Source organism: Streptomyces marianii (genome assembly GCF_005795905.1).
In the GTDB taxonomy this organism is placed as follows: Bacteria; Actinomycetota; Actinomycetes; order Streptomycetales; family Streptomycetaceae; genus Streptomyces; species Streptomyces marianii.
The window spans coordinates 7,824,334-7,837,466 of the sequence record NZ_VAWE01000001.1; the positions used below are offsets into that span (position 1 = coordinate 7,824,334).

Below are 13,133 nucleotides of genomic sequence, written 5' to 3' on the forward strand. Positions count from 1 at the left end.
GTTTCTCTGTGCTGGGCGACCGCGCGTGACCGTGTTCCCGCCCGCGCCCGGCGGACTCGGCAGCCGGACGCCGTGTGCCTCCGGGGCGTGGCGCCCCCGACCCTTCGCCGACGCACCCGCTCAGGGGGAGTCAGGACCCCGGGCGGTGAGGCGGTCGGACACGGAGACCACCCCGTCCGTCTGCTCCGTGAGCTTCTTCACGATGAGGATCTGGGCCGGCGTCTCCAACGTGCCCTCCAGGGTGACCCGGCCGTCGACGACATGGACGTCGACCGCATCCGGTGCCAGCCCCATCGTGTCCACCAGCACCTCCTCGACCACTCGCCGGCGGATCTCCGGATCCGGGCGGAGGAACACGAGAAGGAGATCACGCCGGGTGACGATGCCGACGAGCCGGTCCTCGTCGTCGACGACCGGCAGTCGGTCGACACAGCGCCGCAGCATGGTGCGGGCGGCGGCCGCGACGGTCTCGTCCGCGTGGACGGTGACCGCCGGCGCCGACATCAGCCGGCCCGCCGTGATCGCGTCGCCCTCGTCGCCGCCCCGTGTGCCGGTTCCCGGTCCGGACCGCCGCGTTCCGCACACCGCGTCCGCGGCCAGCGCCTGGCGCACCAGAAGGTCGGTCTCGGACACCACGCCCACCACCCGGTCGTCCTCGTCGAGGACCGGCAGACCGCTGATGTCGTGCTCCGCGAGCCGCTTGGCGACCTCCTTGAACGGCGTTGACGGTACGACGGAGACGACCTCCCCCGTCATCAGGCCCCCGACCTTGCTGTGCTTCGTCATCGCCCCTCCCGGTGGGCCTGTCTCGGGGCTGCGGTCCGCGCGGGACGCGCAGGGGCTTGAGGGGACGCTCTGCCCGGGCCCGGAGCCAGAGCGGTGGAACAGCGGTGACCCGGGCCCCGGTGCGGGTCGCCGGACGGTACGGGATGCCGCGGCCCGTCCGGACGACACCGCCGGTGCTCACGGTTTCACATGGCGTGCTTGATCTCGATGTGCTTGGGTTCCGGCTTCTCCTCGCCCAGACCCACACTCACCGTGAGCATGCCGTCCGTGTACTCGGCGCGGACGTCGCCCTCGTCGGCGCTCTTCGGCAGAGCGAGAGCGCGGGTGATCGATCCGTACCTGATCTCACTGCGGTGTTTGTCCACCTCGCGCTCGGTACGTTCGGCCTTGATGGTGAGGATGCCGTCCTCCACGGTCACGTCCAGATCCTTCACCTCGATGCCCGGGAGCTCCGCGCGGATGACGTACCTGTCGCCCTCCGTGTACTCCTCGATCCTCATGGTGTGCAGATCGGCCATGGCCGGCATGCTGAACCGGGCGGGGAAGTCCTCGAACCAGTCCGGCAGATCGGGGAACGGGAACCTCTGCTTGCGTGCGAGTACAGCCATGATCCGGCCTCCTCGGTCTTGCGGTTACGACACGACCAGTCAACCGCCGCCGCGCCCGGCACGCAGGGGCCGAACAGCCCGTAGCGGGGCCCGATGGTCCCAGCGGACCGTTCCGCCGGGACGAACAGCTCGCCGGACTGGGCCGGACGGTCCTCGTCCCGAGCCCTCACTTTGCGTAACGTGCAGATGCCGGCATCGTCCGGCGGGGCCGGTACTCGCTCGCAAGCGGCTGGAGGAGCCATGACGTCCGACGGCGGAGCACTTCCGATCATGTACGGCGTGGACGCGGCACAGCCCGCCGAGGCCGCTCTGGACTGGGCCGCCGACGAAGCCGCGCGCCGCGGAGCGCGTCTCCATCTCGTGCACGCCGTGCTGCCGGTGACCCACCACGTCCGGGGCGTCGAGGAGACGGCGCATCACAAGGCCATGCACACGCTCGGTGAGGAAGCGCTCGACAAGGCGGCCGCGCGAGCCCGGGAGCGCCATCCGCAGCTCGATGTCACGGTGTCCGCGGAGCCGGGCAACCCGGCAGCGGTCCTGGTACGGAAGTCCGGGCACGCGCAGTCGGTCGTTCTGGGGTCACGGCATCTGGGCCGCCTGGCCCAGCTGCTCAGCGCGGCCTCGACGGTCGTTCCGGTGAGCGCCCACGCCGCCTGCCCGGTGGTGGTGGTGCCGGAAGGCGAGCGCACGGTGGAGGAGCCGCCCCGTGTCGTCGTGGGGGTGGACGACAGCGAGTCGGCCGACGCCGCGGTGGACTACGCCTGCGGGGTCGCGGCGCGGTCCGGTGCCTCGGTGCACGCGGTGTGGGCCTGGCAGCGGCCGCGATTCGGCTTCTGGGACGAGGAGGCCGCGATGGAGGCGTGTGAACGCCACCTGTACGCGGCGACCGAGAGGCGGTCCGCCACGTGGGCCGACGTCCCCCTGAGCCGTGAGGTACTGCCCGGGCACCCGGTCGACGTACTGGCCGGCGTCGCCGAGCGCGCGCTGGCCCTCGTCGTCGGACGCCGGGGACGTGAGGGCTTCGCCGGCATGCGGCTCGGCTCCGTCCCGCACGGCCTGCTGCACCAGGCCTCCTGCCCGGTGGTGATCGTGCCTCCCGCCCGGCCGGTGTGACGGAGCCGGGACGCGAGGGGCGGTGTGACCGGCAGGCCGGATGGGGCCGTTCGGCCCGGCGCGTCGGCCCGGTCGGTCCTGTTGCCGGGCCGGGACGACTGCTTTCCTGAAGATGACGGGAGGGGCCCGCGAGGGACGCGGGGGAGCGGTGGAAAGTGGCCGACACACCATCGTGCACCGCGCAATCAGGATCCGCGAGAAGCGGATGGGCCCCTCCCGCCCATGCGCGCCGCGGCCGCCGGACCGGTCCTGGAACGTCGCCCCTGCGGGGCGGCGACGAACTCGGGGCGTGGCGGCGGCGAACGGCCACTCGAGCCCGACGGACTTCTCGGTGTGGGGCACTCCCGGGCACGGGGCCGACGAGCCGCACACGGCCGCGAGACGCGGTCGCGCCGAGGTCTGACGGGGCCGAACGGCCCCTGCCCGCCCGGTCCTCGCGCGGTCGAGCGGATCAGACGGGTCCCGGCGTCCGTACGATGTCCAGTTCCAGGAAGTGCGCCGAGCACGAGATGCACGGATCGTGGTTGCGGACGGCACGTTCGCACAGCCGGGTGAGTTCGTCCTCGGAGTCCTCACCGCGGTCCAGCCCGGCCTGGACCAGCCGGCGCAGGTCCTCCTCGATGGCGCCCTGGTTCTGGGCGGTCGGCGGCACGATGCGGGCGTCGGTGACGCGTCCCTCGCCGTCGAGGGCGTAGCGGTGGTAGAGCAGCCCGCGCGGGGCCTCCGTCGCACCGTGCCCGATACCGGCCCGGGCAGGCGCCTCCACGTACGGCCGGGCGGGCCGCTCGTACACCGAGATGATCCGGAGCGCCTCCTCCACGGCGTAGAGGACCTCCACGGCGCGGACGAGGATGCTCCGGTACGGGTTCCTGCAGACCTCGCCCGGCCGGCCGTCCTCCGTCTCCGACGTCAGCGGGGGAGCGCCCAGCCCGGCTTCGCGTGCTGCTTCGAGGGCCGTCGGGGAGAGCAGGTGGCCGTTGAGCGCGTAGCGGGCGAGGGAGCCGGTGAGGTGTCTGCGGCCGTCCAGCCGGGAGTGGAGGGCCGTGGAGTGGGGGACCTGTTCCTCGGTGACGTGCTCGGAGAAGTCGCCCAGCGGGAAGCCGCGTCGCGGGAGCGCGCGGTCGTAGGGGAGGACGGCCGGGGTCCCGGACTCGATCGCGTAGGTGCCCGGCTCGGTGAGGGCGAGCAGGTCGGCGTCGCACTCCGCGTCGGGGAAGTCGAAGCCGGCGACCCAGCGCAAGGTGTCCCGGGCGTCGTCGAGGGCGGTACGCAGCCGTTCGGCGAGGGGACGGAGTTCGGCGCGGGTCGGGGTGCGGTGGAAGCCTCCGAGGCGGACGTTGACGGGGTGGATCGCGCGTCCCCCGAGCAGTTCGACGACGGCGTTGCCCGTCTGCTTGAGGCGCAGCCCGCGCTCGACATGGGCCGGGTGGAAGCGGGACATGCCGATCACGTCGTCGTGGCCGAGGAAGTCCGGGGCGTGCAGGAGGTGGATGTGCAGCGTCTGGCTCTCGATCCACTCGCCGCAGTACAGCAGGCGGCGCAGGGCGGCGAGCTGCCCGTCGACCACGACGCCGCAGACGTCCTCGAGCGCCCGGCAGGCGCTCAGCTGGTAGGCGATGGGGCAGATCCCGCAGATGCGCGAGGTGAGGTCGGGGGGTTCGGTATGGGACCTGCCGCGCAGGAAGGCCTCGAAGAACCGCGGGGCCTCGTAGATGTTCAGCCGGGCCTCCTCGACGGTGCCCTCGTGGACGCGCAGGTGCAGAGCGGTCTCCCCCTCGACCCGGCTGAGAGCGGGGACGCGCAGTACCTGGGACCGGGTCGCCGGGTCGTTCATCCGGGTCCTTCCTCCTCCACGGCGGTGAAGGCGGTGACGTTGAACGTGTGCAGGAACCTGTCGATGTCCTCGTCGCCCATCCCGTCACGGTGCATCAGGGGGACCAGCGCGGGGAGGTTGGTCGTGCCGGCCGGGCCGAAGCAGCCGTAGCAGCCCCGTCCGTACGTCGGGCACAGGGCGCCGCACCCGGCGTGGGTGACCGGGCCGAGGCAGGGCGTGCCGTGGGCGACGGTGACGCAGACGTTGCCGCGCCGCTTGCAGGCGAAGCAGACGGCGTGGTTCGGGATGCCGGGCTTCCGTCCGGCGAGGAAGGCCGTGATGACCTCCACCAGCTGCCCGCGGTCGATGGGGCAGCCGCGCAGCTCGAAGTCGACCGGTACGTGCGCGGAGATCGGTGTGGAGGTGGCGAGGGTCTCGATGTAGTCGGGCCGGGCGTAGACCGCCGCCAGGTACTCCCCGACGTCCGCGTAGTTGCGCAGCGCCTGGACGCCGCCGGCCGTGGCACAGGCGCCGATGGTGACGAGGTGCCGGGACTCGGCGCGGATGCGCCGCAGGCGTTCCACGTGTTCGGGGGTGCTGACGGACCCTTCGACGAGCGACAGGTCGTACGGGCCCGGAGCCGGGTCGCCGGACGCCTCCAGGAAGTGGGCGATCTCCAGCGCGTCGGCGATGCCGAGCAGTTCGTCCTCGCAGTCGAGGAGGGTGAGCTGGCAGCCGTCGCACGAGGCGAACTTGAACACGCCCAGTCGGGGGCGGGACGGCGGCCGGGACGTGGTGGGGACGCTCATGTCACAGTTCCCGTACGGTGAGCAGTGGTTCGGCCCGGTCGTAGCCGACGACCGGGCCGTCGCGGCAGAGCAGCAGGGGACCGAGCTGGCAGTGCCCGCAGTGGCCGGTGGCGCAGCGCATGTTGCGTTCGAGGGAGACCTGGACGCGGTCGGGGCGGACCCCCCGGTGGAGCAGGTCGCGGGCGGTCACGCGCATCATGACCTCCGGGCCGCAGACGAAGGCGGTCGTGTCCGCCGGTGTGAAGCGGGCCTCGCCGAGCAGCGTGGTGACGACTCCGACCCGGCCGGTCCAGTCGTCGTCGGGACGGTCGACCGTCGCGGCGCCGAACGGCCTCCCCCATGCGGGGAACTCGTCCTGGTACAGGAGCTCGCGCGGGCTCCGGGCACCCGCGAGGACGTTCAGCCGTCCGTACTCGCGGGCGTCGGCGAGCACGGCGTCGATCAGGGGCCGCAGCGGCGCGAGCCCGATGCCGCCGGCGATGACGAGTAGATCGTGGCCGCGGGCGGCCGCCAGGTCCCAGCACGTACCGAACGGGCCGCGCACCCCGACCCACGCACCGGTCCGCAGGCCGCACAGCGCACGGGTGACGGCCCCGACGGCGCGCACCGTGTGTGTCAACCGCCGCGCGTCGGGGGTCCGGGAGACGGAGACGGGGACCTCGCCGACCCCGAAGGCGTAGAGCATCGCGAACTGGCCCGGGGCGAAAGGGCTCAGAGCCTCTCCGGCCGGCTCCAGGACGAGCGTGACGGTGTCGTGCGTCTCGTCCCGGCGGTCCACGACGCGGTAGGGGAGGGGAGCGAGGGTCATGGCCCGGTCCCGTTCCCCGGCGATCCCGGCGGCCCGTACAGGTCGAGCAGCCGGGTGCGGGTCGCCCTGAGCCGGTCCCCGATGGTCTCGGCGACGACGGTGACCAACGCCAGCCCCAGCTCGGGGCGTTCGGAACACAGGCCGCGTACGGCGGCGGCGTCGAACTCCCAGGCCCGCACGGGGCCCCGGGTCTCGGCGCCGAGGTGCCAGCGCCGGGGCGGGCACAGCCACGACCAGCCGAGCAGGGCGCCCCTGCCGATGGTCTCGACGACGGCCTGACCGCGCCCGGGAACATGGACGTCGAGCGCCACGGTGCCCGACCGGATGACCCAGAAGCGGTCCGCCTCCCCGCCCTCCTCGAAGATCCGCGTGGCGCCCGGGAAGGCGGCTTCGCGGGCGAGTGCCATCAACCGAGTGCGGTGCTCGGCGGGCAGGGCCGTGAGCGCCGCTTCGGCGGTGGGCCCGTCCGTCTGCGGGGTCACGGTGCGCCCTCCGTCCGCGTGGCCTCCCGGTGGAGGGCGTGCGCCTCTTCGGTGAGGTCGATGCCGGTGGGGCACCAGACGATGCACCGGCCGCAGCCGACGCAGCCGGAGCTGTCGAACTGGTCGTGCCACGTGCCCAGTTTGTGGGTGAGCCACTGGCGGTAGCGGCTGCGGGGGGTGGCCCGGACCGGCCCGCCGTGGAGGAGCGAGAAGTCCAGGTCGTAGCAGGAGTCCCAGCGGCGCCACCGCTCCGCGTGGTCGCCGGTCAGGTCGGTCACGTCCTCGGTGGTCGTGCAGAAGCAGGTGGGGCAGACCATGGTGCAGTTGCCGCAGCTCAGGCATCTGGCCGTGACGTCGTCCCAGCGGTCCGCCTCCAGGGTGTCCCGCATCAGCGTGCGCAGGTCCACCGGCGGCATGGACCGGCCCATGCGTTCTGCCGCCTCGCTCACCGCGGAGGCGGCTGCCGCGCGGGTGGGCTCGTCGGCGTCGCGGTGCGGGAGCTCCGCGAGCACCGCCGCACCCTCCGGGCTCCCGCTGCGGCACAGGAAGCGGTGGCCGGCGGCGTCCACGACCTCGGTGAGCGCGAGGTCGTACCCGGCGTCCGCGGCCGGTCCCGTGCCCATCGACACGCAGAAGCAGGTGGCACCCGGCTCGGTGCACTCGACCGCGATCAGGAAGGCGCCCGTTCGCCGGGAGAGGTAGGCAGGGTCACGGTAGCGGCCGCCGGCCATCACCCGGTCGAGGATCCGAATGGCCCGCAGATCGCAGGGCCGCACGCCGAGGAAGGCGTACGAGACGCTCCTGGGTTCCTCCGGCCGCACGGTCAGCCCGCCGTCGGGACGGCGGTCGGCGCTCCACTGACGGACACGCTCCGGATGGAGGAACGACTTCCACGACTGCGGCCCCGCACTGTGCGCGAAGGCGGCCCCGTCGGCACGTCGGCGGACCCGGTACCGCCCCGCCTCGAGTTCGACCCCCCAGCCGTACGGCAGCGCTTCGGCCGACTCCAGCTCGTCCAGGACGATGGCGCCGTCACGGACGGTGGGACCGATCACCGTGCGGCCGCGGCGCACCAGGACGCGGACGAGTTCGTCCAGTCCCTCGCGGTCGAGCACCGCCCCGGCCGGAGCGCCGGGTACCGCACCGGTGTTCTCGGGGTCCGTCATGGTTCGCCCCTCGTCCGGGGGCCGTTCGGCCCGGGAGGCACAGACTCCTCCGCCACGGTCCGCTGGACACGGCCGCAGGGTGTGCTGTCGGTCGTGGACAGGGTGTCAGGTGCGCGCCTCTCCGGCCCCGATATGGGTCCGGCGTGTCCTTGGTGCGGACCCGCCCCCGGGGAGGCGGCTGCCGGTACTCACCCGTCCCGCGGACCGTGGGCCCGGGCCTCGCCGTCGCGGCGGATGTCCGCCTCGATCCGCCGGACCAGCACCGGCACCGCGCGTGCCACCGCCGGGGTGAGTCCCGTTCCCAGCGAACGGTCCACCCCCTCCACCGCGTACACGACGAGACGGCCGGGACCGCGCCCGAGAACGTCGCCGAGCCGGACCGCCTCGGCGAGGCCGAGTCCGTGCGTGCTGTGCCGTGCCGGACCGGCCGGGTGGAAGGAGCCGTCGGGGTTTCCGGACCACCGGTGCGTACGCCCCGGCTGCGCCGACGGGGGGAAGCACGCATCGACGACCACTGCCAGGGCGGTGTCCTCCCAGAGGCCGATCAGCCGGCCGGGGTCCCCGTCGGACCGCTCCAGTACGGTGCCCCGGGACAGCGGCTGCCGCGCGGCCCGGTCCTCCAGCGCGGCGACGACGGCCCACCCGACCCCGTCGTCCCGGCGGAACTCGTTCCCGATCCCGATGACCGCCGTGCGGGCTACCGGTTCCATGACCGCTGTCTCCTCGTCCGGACGGCGTCTGTGCGTGCGGCGTCCACCGGCCCCGGAGCAGGCTGCCGCTCACCTTCCCGCCGAGGCGGATCCGGTGCGGTCGGGCAGCGCCGCGAGCAGAGCGCGGCCAGGACTCCCGACGCCCGGTACCAGGTGGTCGCGCTGCGCACGGGGCTCCCCGAACACACCTGACGCAGCGAACCCGACGTGACGAACGGGAAGAACCTACGCGTTCGCTGACGCGTCGTCCCGCGTCTCGTCAACGACACGCGCCTCCCCGCACATGTCGCACACGTCGGCACCCCGAGGTCCGTCGGTGCCGCAGCCCGGACCGGAGGCGGGCCGCCCGCACCTTCCGGCCGCCCTCAGGTCAGCCGCGTCCGAGCGGTTCGGCCGCTCGCCGCACCGTCCGCCACGACCCGTCACCACACCGCGTGGGGGCGGCCTGCGGGCAGGGCGGGGCAGCCCTGCCCGGGGGCCGTTCGGCCCATGTGCCCGGCGCCCGGGGAGGGCCAGCGTGGTGGAAGGGACTGGGGCAGGTGCGACGGCACCCTTTCGTCACCTGTGCGGACGCCGTGGAGCGCGTCCGCCACGAGGCGGCCCGCTGCCGCGGAGGGGCCGCCCCGGGGGAGTCCCGCCACACAGGAAGGGGCACTGCCATGACCGATTCCCCGCGCACCGTGAGCGACGTCATGACCCACACCGCGGTCGCGGTGGGGCGTCATGCCGCGTACAAGGAGATCATCGAGCTGATGGACCAGTGGAAGATCAGTGCCCTGCCGGTCGTCGAGGGTGACGGGAGGGTCATCGGCGTGGTGTCCGAAGCCGACCTCCTGCCGAAGGAGGAGTTCCGTACCGATGCCCCCACGCTCGGCGAAGGGGCCCGGCCGGACCTGTGGAAGGCGGGTGCGGTGACCGCCGGCGAGCTCATGTCGAGCCCCGCGGTCACCGTCCACCCGGGGGCGACCGTCGCGGAGGCCGCGCGGATCATGGCACGGCGCCGGGTGAAGCGGCTGCCGGTGGTCGACCGGGTCGGCATGCTGGAGGGCGTGGTCAGCCGCAGCGACCTGCTGAAGGTGTTCCTGCGCACGGACGAGGACCTCGCCGAGGACGTCCGTCGCCACGTCCTCGCGGACCTGCCGGCCGCTGCCGGGGTGGAGGTGTCCGTCGCGGACGGAGTGGTCATGCTCAGCGGGGAACTCCGGGACCGCCGACTGGTTCCGCTGCTGGCCAGGGCCGTCCGCGCGGTCGAAGGCGTGGTGGACATCCGCGTGGACCTGACCGGGAGCGCCGCCCGTCCCGCTCAACGAGGTGGGGAGGACTGAGCTTTTACGCCTTCCAGCGCCGGCGGGGTGCGACCGGTGATCATTCCGACCGTGGCCCGGGAAATCCCCGTCACGCTGCCGCAGCTTCAGATGGCCAACAACGTCTCGGTCTGACGACCGGAGTCTTCCTGGGAGTGGGAGTGCTGATCGCAGGCACGCTTGGGCGCGGCGCCGGGTACCCGGTCGTCCTCGCGGGTCAGGCGGTTGCGGGTCTCGGGCTCGGCCTGCTGTCCATCCCGATGTCCCGCGCGCTGGTCGCGGGGCCGCCCGCCAGCCTCGCCGGCACCGCATCGGGAGTGTTCAAGGAGTCCAGCATGCTCGGCGGCGCCTTCGGCGTGGCGGCGTTCTCCGCGGCACAACGCTACTTCGAGGACGACGTCGCGGTGGACGCCGCCCGAGCGGAGGGGCTGTCACGGCAGGACGCCCTCACGCTGGCGAACTCGGTGACCGACTCCTCACTGGCCGATCAGCTGCTGTCGGGTGTCCCGCCCGCGACCCGGGAGATCCTCAGAGCAGCCCTTCGCGAGGTGCAGGAAACCGGTACCGGACAAGCGGTCTGGCTGGCGGGACTCGTGGCAGTCGCGTCCGCTCTTGCACTCCCACTGCTCTGGCGTCCGTACCGTGGGCGCGGGACGCCCTGACCGGCAGGCCGCGCGGTGGGCCCCGGCGGGGTCACCGAACGGCGCGGCCGATCTTGCTCTCCCGCCCGTCGCACAGGGGAAGTCCGCGTGCCACCCACGCTACCGCTCCGCCCTCAAGCGGCCCCTGTGCGCCGGTCCTTGAGGGTACGGGCCACGCGGGTCACTCACGGCCGGGGCGCGCGGTGCGGACGTCCGTCCCCGGTCGCGTGCCCGGTGAGCCGCGCGACCCACGCCTGCCGGCTCAAGCGTGCCGCGGCGAAGCCGAGCAGACCCGCAGCGCACGCGAGTCCCACCTCCGCCGCGTCCAGAGGGCGCGTCTCCAGGACCGACCGCAGGAAGGGCACGTACACCGCGGCCACGCCCAGGGCCGCCGACGCCAGTACCGACAGCGGGAGGAACAGGTTCTCGCGCGTGAACAGGCGGCCGCGCAGCGCCAGTACGACCCCCAGCTGGGCCGCCAGCAGGGAGAGGAAGAGCACGGTCTGCCAGGGGGAGCCGGCGGCACGCGCGACGAGCCCGGCGACCAGACAGACCGCGGTCACCACGGCGCCGAGGAAGAGCACGCGTTGCCACAGACCGTGCCCCATCACATGCTGGTGCGGAGGACGGGGCGGCCGGTGCATCGCCTGTGGGGACACGGGCTCCGCTCCGACCGCGACGCCGGTCAGGCCGTGGGTCAGGAGATTGATCCACAGGATCTGGCCGGCCCGAAGCGGCAGGGCCAGCCCCAGCAGGGGCCCGACGAGCATCACCAGGATCTCGGCCGTGCCGCCGGCGAGTGCGTAGACGAGGAACCTGCGGATGTTGTCGTACACCCGCCGTCCCTCCTCGACAGCGGCCACCACGGTGGTGAGTTCGTCATCGGTGAGTACCAGGTCGGCCGACTGGCGCGCGACCTCGGTGCCTCTGCGGCCCATGGCCACGCCGATGTCCGCGGCGTGCAGAGCGGGGCCGTCGTTGACGCCGTCGCCGGTCATGGCCGTCACGTGGCCACGGGCGTGCCACGCCTCGACGATGTCCAGCTTCTGCTGCGGGTCCGTACGGGCGAAGACCGTCACCGCGGTCGGATCGCCGATGCGGCCGGCCGCCAGGTCCGCTCCCGTGGCGACGGCCCCCTCGGTGTCCTCCGGGCCCACGAGTCCGACGCGTGCGGCCAGCGCACGGGCGGTCGCCGGATGGTCGCCGGTGACCAGGACGGGGACGATCCCGGCGGCGCGGCAGGCCGCGAGGGTCGCGGTCGCGGCCGGCTTCGGGGGGTCGCTGATGGCGGCCAGGCCGAGGAGCCGCAGGCCGTGCTCCGCTTCCGAGGCCCTCGGCGGCCGCCCGGAGCACGTCCTCGAGGCCACGGCGAGGACGCGGAAGCCACGGGACGCCAGGCGCGCCGCCTCCCGCCGCGCTTCGGCGACCGGCTCCGGGCCCTCGTCCAGCACGGTGGGATCGAGAACCGCCTCCGGCGCGCCCTTGAGGCAGACGAGTGACCGCCCGGAAGGTGCCCTGTGCACGGTGGTCATCCGTTTCCTGAGACTGTCGAACGGTGCCTCGTCGGTCCTCGGGAACCTCTCCCGCAGGAGGCGCCGCTCCTCACATCCCGCCTTCACGGCCGCGGTCAGCAGCGCTGCTTCGGTCGGGTCCCCGACCGCGGTCCAGCGGTCGCCGGACCCTCCCGCGCCGCCGGGCGGCCGGAGGGCGGCGTCGTTGCACAGCGCCGCGACCGTCAGCAGCTCACGAACGGGCCCGAGTTCCGCGGCGGTCGCCGTTCTTCCGCCGATGCGCGCCTCGCCCCTCGGCTCGTACCCGACCCCGGTGAACGCCACCCGCCCACGGGGAGTCCAGACCTGCTCCACCACCATCCGGCCCTCGGTGAGCGTCCCGGTCTTGTCGGTGGCCAGCACGGTCACGGAACCGAGCGTCTCGACGGCGGGCAGCCGGCGCACCACCGCATGCCGCGCCGCCATCCGGCGCGCGCCCAGCGCGAGCGCGAGTGTCACGACGGCCGGCAGCGACTCCGGTACGGCGGCGACGGCGAGACTGATCGCCGTCACGGCCATCGTGGCCGGCGGGAGACCCCGGAGCAGCCCGAGGGCGAAGACCAGCATGCACAGGGCCACCGCGACGAGAGCCAGCACCCGGCCGAGTGCCGCGAGCCGGCGCTGCAGAGGAGTGGGCCCGGTCCGGCCCTCCAGGAGGGACGCGATCCGGCCGAGTGCGCTGCCCTCGCCCGTGGCGACGACCTCGGCCACGGCCCTGCCCCTGACGGCGACGGTCCCGGCGCCGAGGACGGAGGCGCCCGGTTTCCGGGAGCGGACGTCCTTGTCGACCGGAACGGACTCCCCGGTCAGCATGGACTCGTCCACCAGCAGTGACGACGACCGGAGCAGACGCGCGTCGGCAGCCACGATGTCGCCCTCGCCGAGCAGCAGCACGTCCCCCGGCACGACGTCCGTGGCCGGCACCTCCCGGTCGGCTCCCTCGCGCAGCACGCGTGCGGCCGGTGCGGACAGCGCCGAGAGCGCCGCGACGGCGTTGTCGGCCCTGATCTCCTGCACGACCCCCACGGTGGTGTTGACGACGACGACCAGGGCGATCACCACGGAGTCGGCATGGTCCCCGATCGCGACGGTCAGCACGATCGCGCCGAGCAGAACCATGATCAGCGGATCGCGGAGCTGGCCCAGCACGCGAACGTACAGGGGCAGTCTCGGACGCGTGGCCACCTCGTTCCGCCCGTACTCGCGCAGTCGGCGCGCAGCCTCCTCGTCCGTCAGACCGGTCGGCCGTGTGTCGTCGGGCGGCATGATCCGCGTGGGATGAGAGGTCACGCTCGCCCTCCCGTCGGTTGGGCCGGGTGGTCTCGGGTCCGTACCGCGGAGGC

General features: G+C 73.5%; 12 protein-coding genes. 3 read left to right on the top strand and 9 right to left on the bottom strand.

All coding sequences use genetic code 11. The annotated features are described in order from the left end of the window. Positions 1-120: 120 nt before the first annotated feature. Both FEF34_RS35315 and FEF34_RS35320 read right to left on the bottom strand, forming a co-directional pair. Complete coding sequence (locus FEF34_RS35315; protein ID WP_234042677.1) at positions 121-786, bottom strand: CBS domain-containing protein; 666 nt, start codon at positions 784-786, stop codon at positions 121-123. 185 nt (positions 787-971) lie between these two features. Next, positions 972-1,394: an Hsp20/alpha crystallin family protein gene (locus FEF34_RS35320; RefSeq protein WP_138056799.1), complete on the bottom strand. Its 423-nt coding sequence runs from the start codon at positions 1,392-1,394 to the stop codon at positions 972-974. Between the two features lie 240 nt (positions 1,395-1,634). Between FEF34_RS35320 and FEF34_RS35325 the strand changes: the two genes are divergently transcribed. Next, positions 1,635-2,507 (top strand): universal stress protein, encoded by an 873-nt coding sequence (locus FEF34_RS35325; RefSeq protein WP_171053215.1) that lies wholly within the window; start codon positions 1,635-1,637, stop codon positions 2,505-2,507. Positions 2,508-2,958: 451 nt separating this feature from the next. Here FEF34_RS35325 and FEF34_RS35330 read toward each other — a convergent pair whose 3' ends face one another. The 6 genes from FEF34_RS35330 to FEF34_RS35355 form a co-directional block, all read right to left on the bottom strand. After that, on the bottom strand, positions 2,959-4,341 hold the full coding sequence (locus tag FEF34_RS35330) for a Ni/Fe hydrogenase subunit alpha (RefSeq protein WP_138056801.1): 1,383 nt from the start codon (positions 4,339-4,341) through the stop codon (positions 2,959-2,961). Further along, complete coding sequence (locus FEF34_RS35335; RefSeq protein WP_138056802.1) at positions 4,338-5,129, bottom strand: NADH-quinone oxidoreductase subunit B family protein; 792 nt, start codon at positions 5,127-5,129, stop codon at positions 4,338-4,340. Before FEF34_RS35335 ends, FEF34_RS35330 begins: the two co-directional genes overlap by 4 nt. Position 5,130: 1 nt before the next feature. Further along, positions 5,131-5,937, bottom strand: coding sequence for an FAD/NAD(P)-binding protein (locus tag FEF34_RS35340; RefSeq protein ID WP_138056803.1), 807 nt, complete (start codon positions 5,935-5,937; stop codon positions 5,131-5,133). After that, positions 5,934-6,419: a cyclic nucleotide-binding domain-containing protein gene (locus FEF34_RS35345; protein ID WP_407698324.1), complete on the bottom strand. Its 486-nt coding sequence runs from the start codon at positions 6,417-6,419 to the stop codon at positions 5,934-5,936. The genes FEF34_RS35340 and FEF34_RS35345 overlap by 4 nt, the downstream gene beginning before the upstream one ends. Then, the gene (locus tag FEF34_RS35350) at positions 6,416-7,585 is read right to left on the bottom strand and encodes a 4Fe-4S dicluster domain-containing protein (protein ID WP_138056804.1); all 1,170 of its coding nucleotides are present in this window, start codon (positions 7,583-7,585) and stop codon (positions 6,416-6,418) included. Before FEF34_RS35350 ends, FEF34_RS35345 begins: the two co-directional genes overlap by 4 nt. Before the next feature lie 188 nt (positions 7,586-7,773). Continuing rightward, positions 7,774-8,295 (bottom strand): hydrogenase maturation protease, encoded by a 522-nt coding sequence (locus tag FEF34_RS35355; protein WP_138056805.1) that lies wholly within the window; start codon positions 8,293-8,295, stop codon positions 7,774-7,776. Positions 8,296-8,954: 659 nt separating this feature from the next. Here FEF34_RS35355 and FEF34_RS35360 point away from each other — a divergent pair. Both FEF34_RS35360 and FEF34_RS35365 read left to right on the top strand, forming a co-directional pair. Further along, positions 8,955-9,620: a CBS domain-containing protein gene (locus FEF34_RS35360; protein ID WP_138056806.1), complete on the top strand. Its 666-nt coding sequence runs from the start codon at positions 8,955-8,957 to the stop codon at positions 9,618-9,620. 140 nt (positions 9,621-9,760) lie between these two features. Then, positions 9,761-10,261 carry a hypothetical protein gene (locus FEF34_RS35365; protein WP_234042678.1) on the top strand — a complete coding sequence of 167 codons (501 nt, stop codon included), beginning with the start codon at positions 9,761-9,763 and terminating at the stop codon, positions 10,259-10,261. A gap of 164 nt (positions 10,262-10,425) precedes the next feature. Here FEF34_RS35365 and FEF34_RS35370 read toward each other — a convergent pair whose 3' ends face one another. Next, entirely contained in the window at positions 10,426-13,080 is a 2,655-nt protein-coding gene (locus FEF34_RS35370) for a cation-translocating P-type ATPase (protein ID WP_234042679.1), read from the bottom strand. Positions 13,081-13,133 lie beyond the last annotated feature (53 nt).

Excerpts from the sequence above, each read along its gene's own strand:
- FEF34_RS35315 (WP_234042677.1), bottom strand. The coding sequence starts at position 786 with ATGACGAAGCACAGCAAGGTCGGGGGCCTGATGACGGGGGAGGTCGTC.
- FEF34_RS35320 (WP_138056799.1), bottom strand. The coding sequence starts at position 1,394 with ATGGCTGTACTCGCACGCAAGCAGAGGTTCCCGTTCCCCGATCTGCCG.
- FEF34_RS35325 (WP_171053215.1), top strand. The coding sequence starts at position 1,635 with ATGACGTCCGACGGCGGAGCACTTCCGATCATGTACGGCGTGGACGCG.
- FEF34_RS35330 (WP_138056801.1), bottom strand. The coding sequence starts at position 4,341 with ATGAACGACCCGGCGACCCGGTCCCAGGTACTGCGCGTCCCCGCTCTC.
- FEF34_RS35335 (WP_138056802.1), bottom strand. The coding sequence starts at position 5,129 with ATGAGCGTCCCCACCACGTCCCGGCCGCCGTCCCGCCCCCGACTGGGC.
- FEF34_RS35340 (WP_138056803.1), bottom strand. The coding sequence starts at position 5,937 with ATGACCCTCGCTCCCCTCCCCTACCGCGTCGTGGACCGCCGGGACGAG.
- FEF34_RS35350 (WP_138056804.1), bottom strand. The coding sequence starts at position 7,585 with ATGACGGACCCCGAGAACACCGGTGCGGTACCCGGCGCTCCGGCCGGG.
- FEF34_RS35355 (WP_138056805.1), bottom strand. The coding sequence starts at position 8,295 with ATGGAACCGGTAGCCCGCACGGCGGTCATCGGGATCGGGAACGAGTTC.
- FEF34_RS35360 (WP_138056806.1), top strand. The coding sequence starts at position 8,955 with ATGACCGATTCCCCGCGCACCGTGAGCGACGTCATGACCCACACCGCG.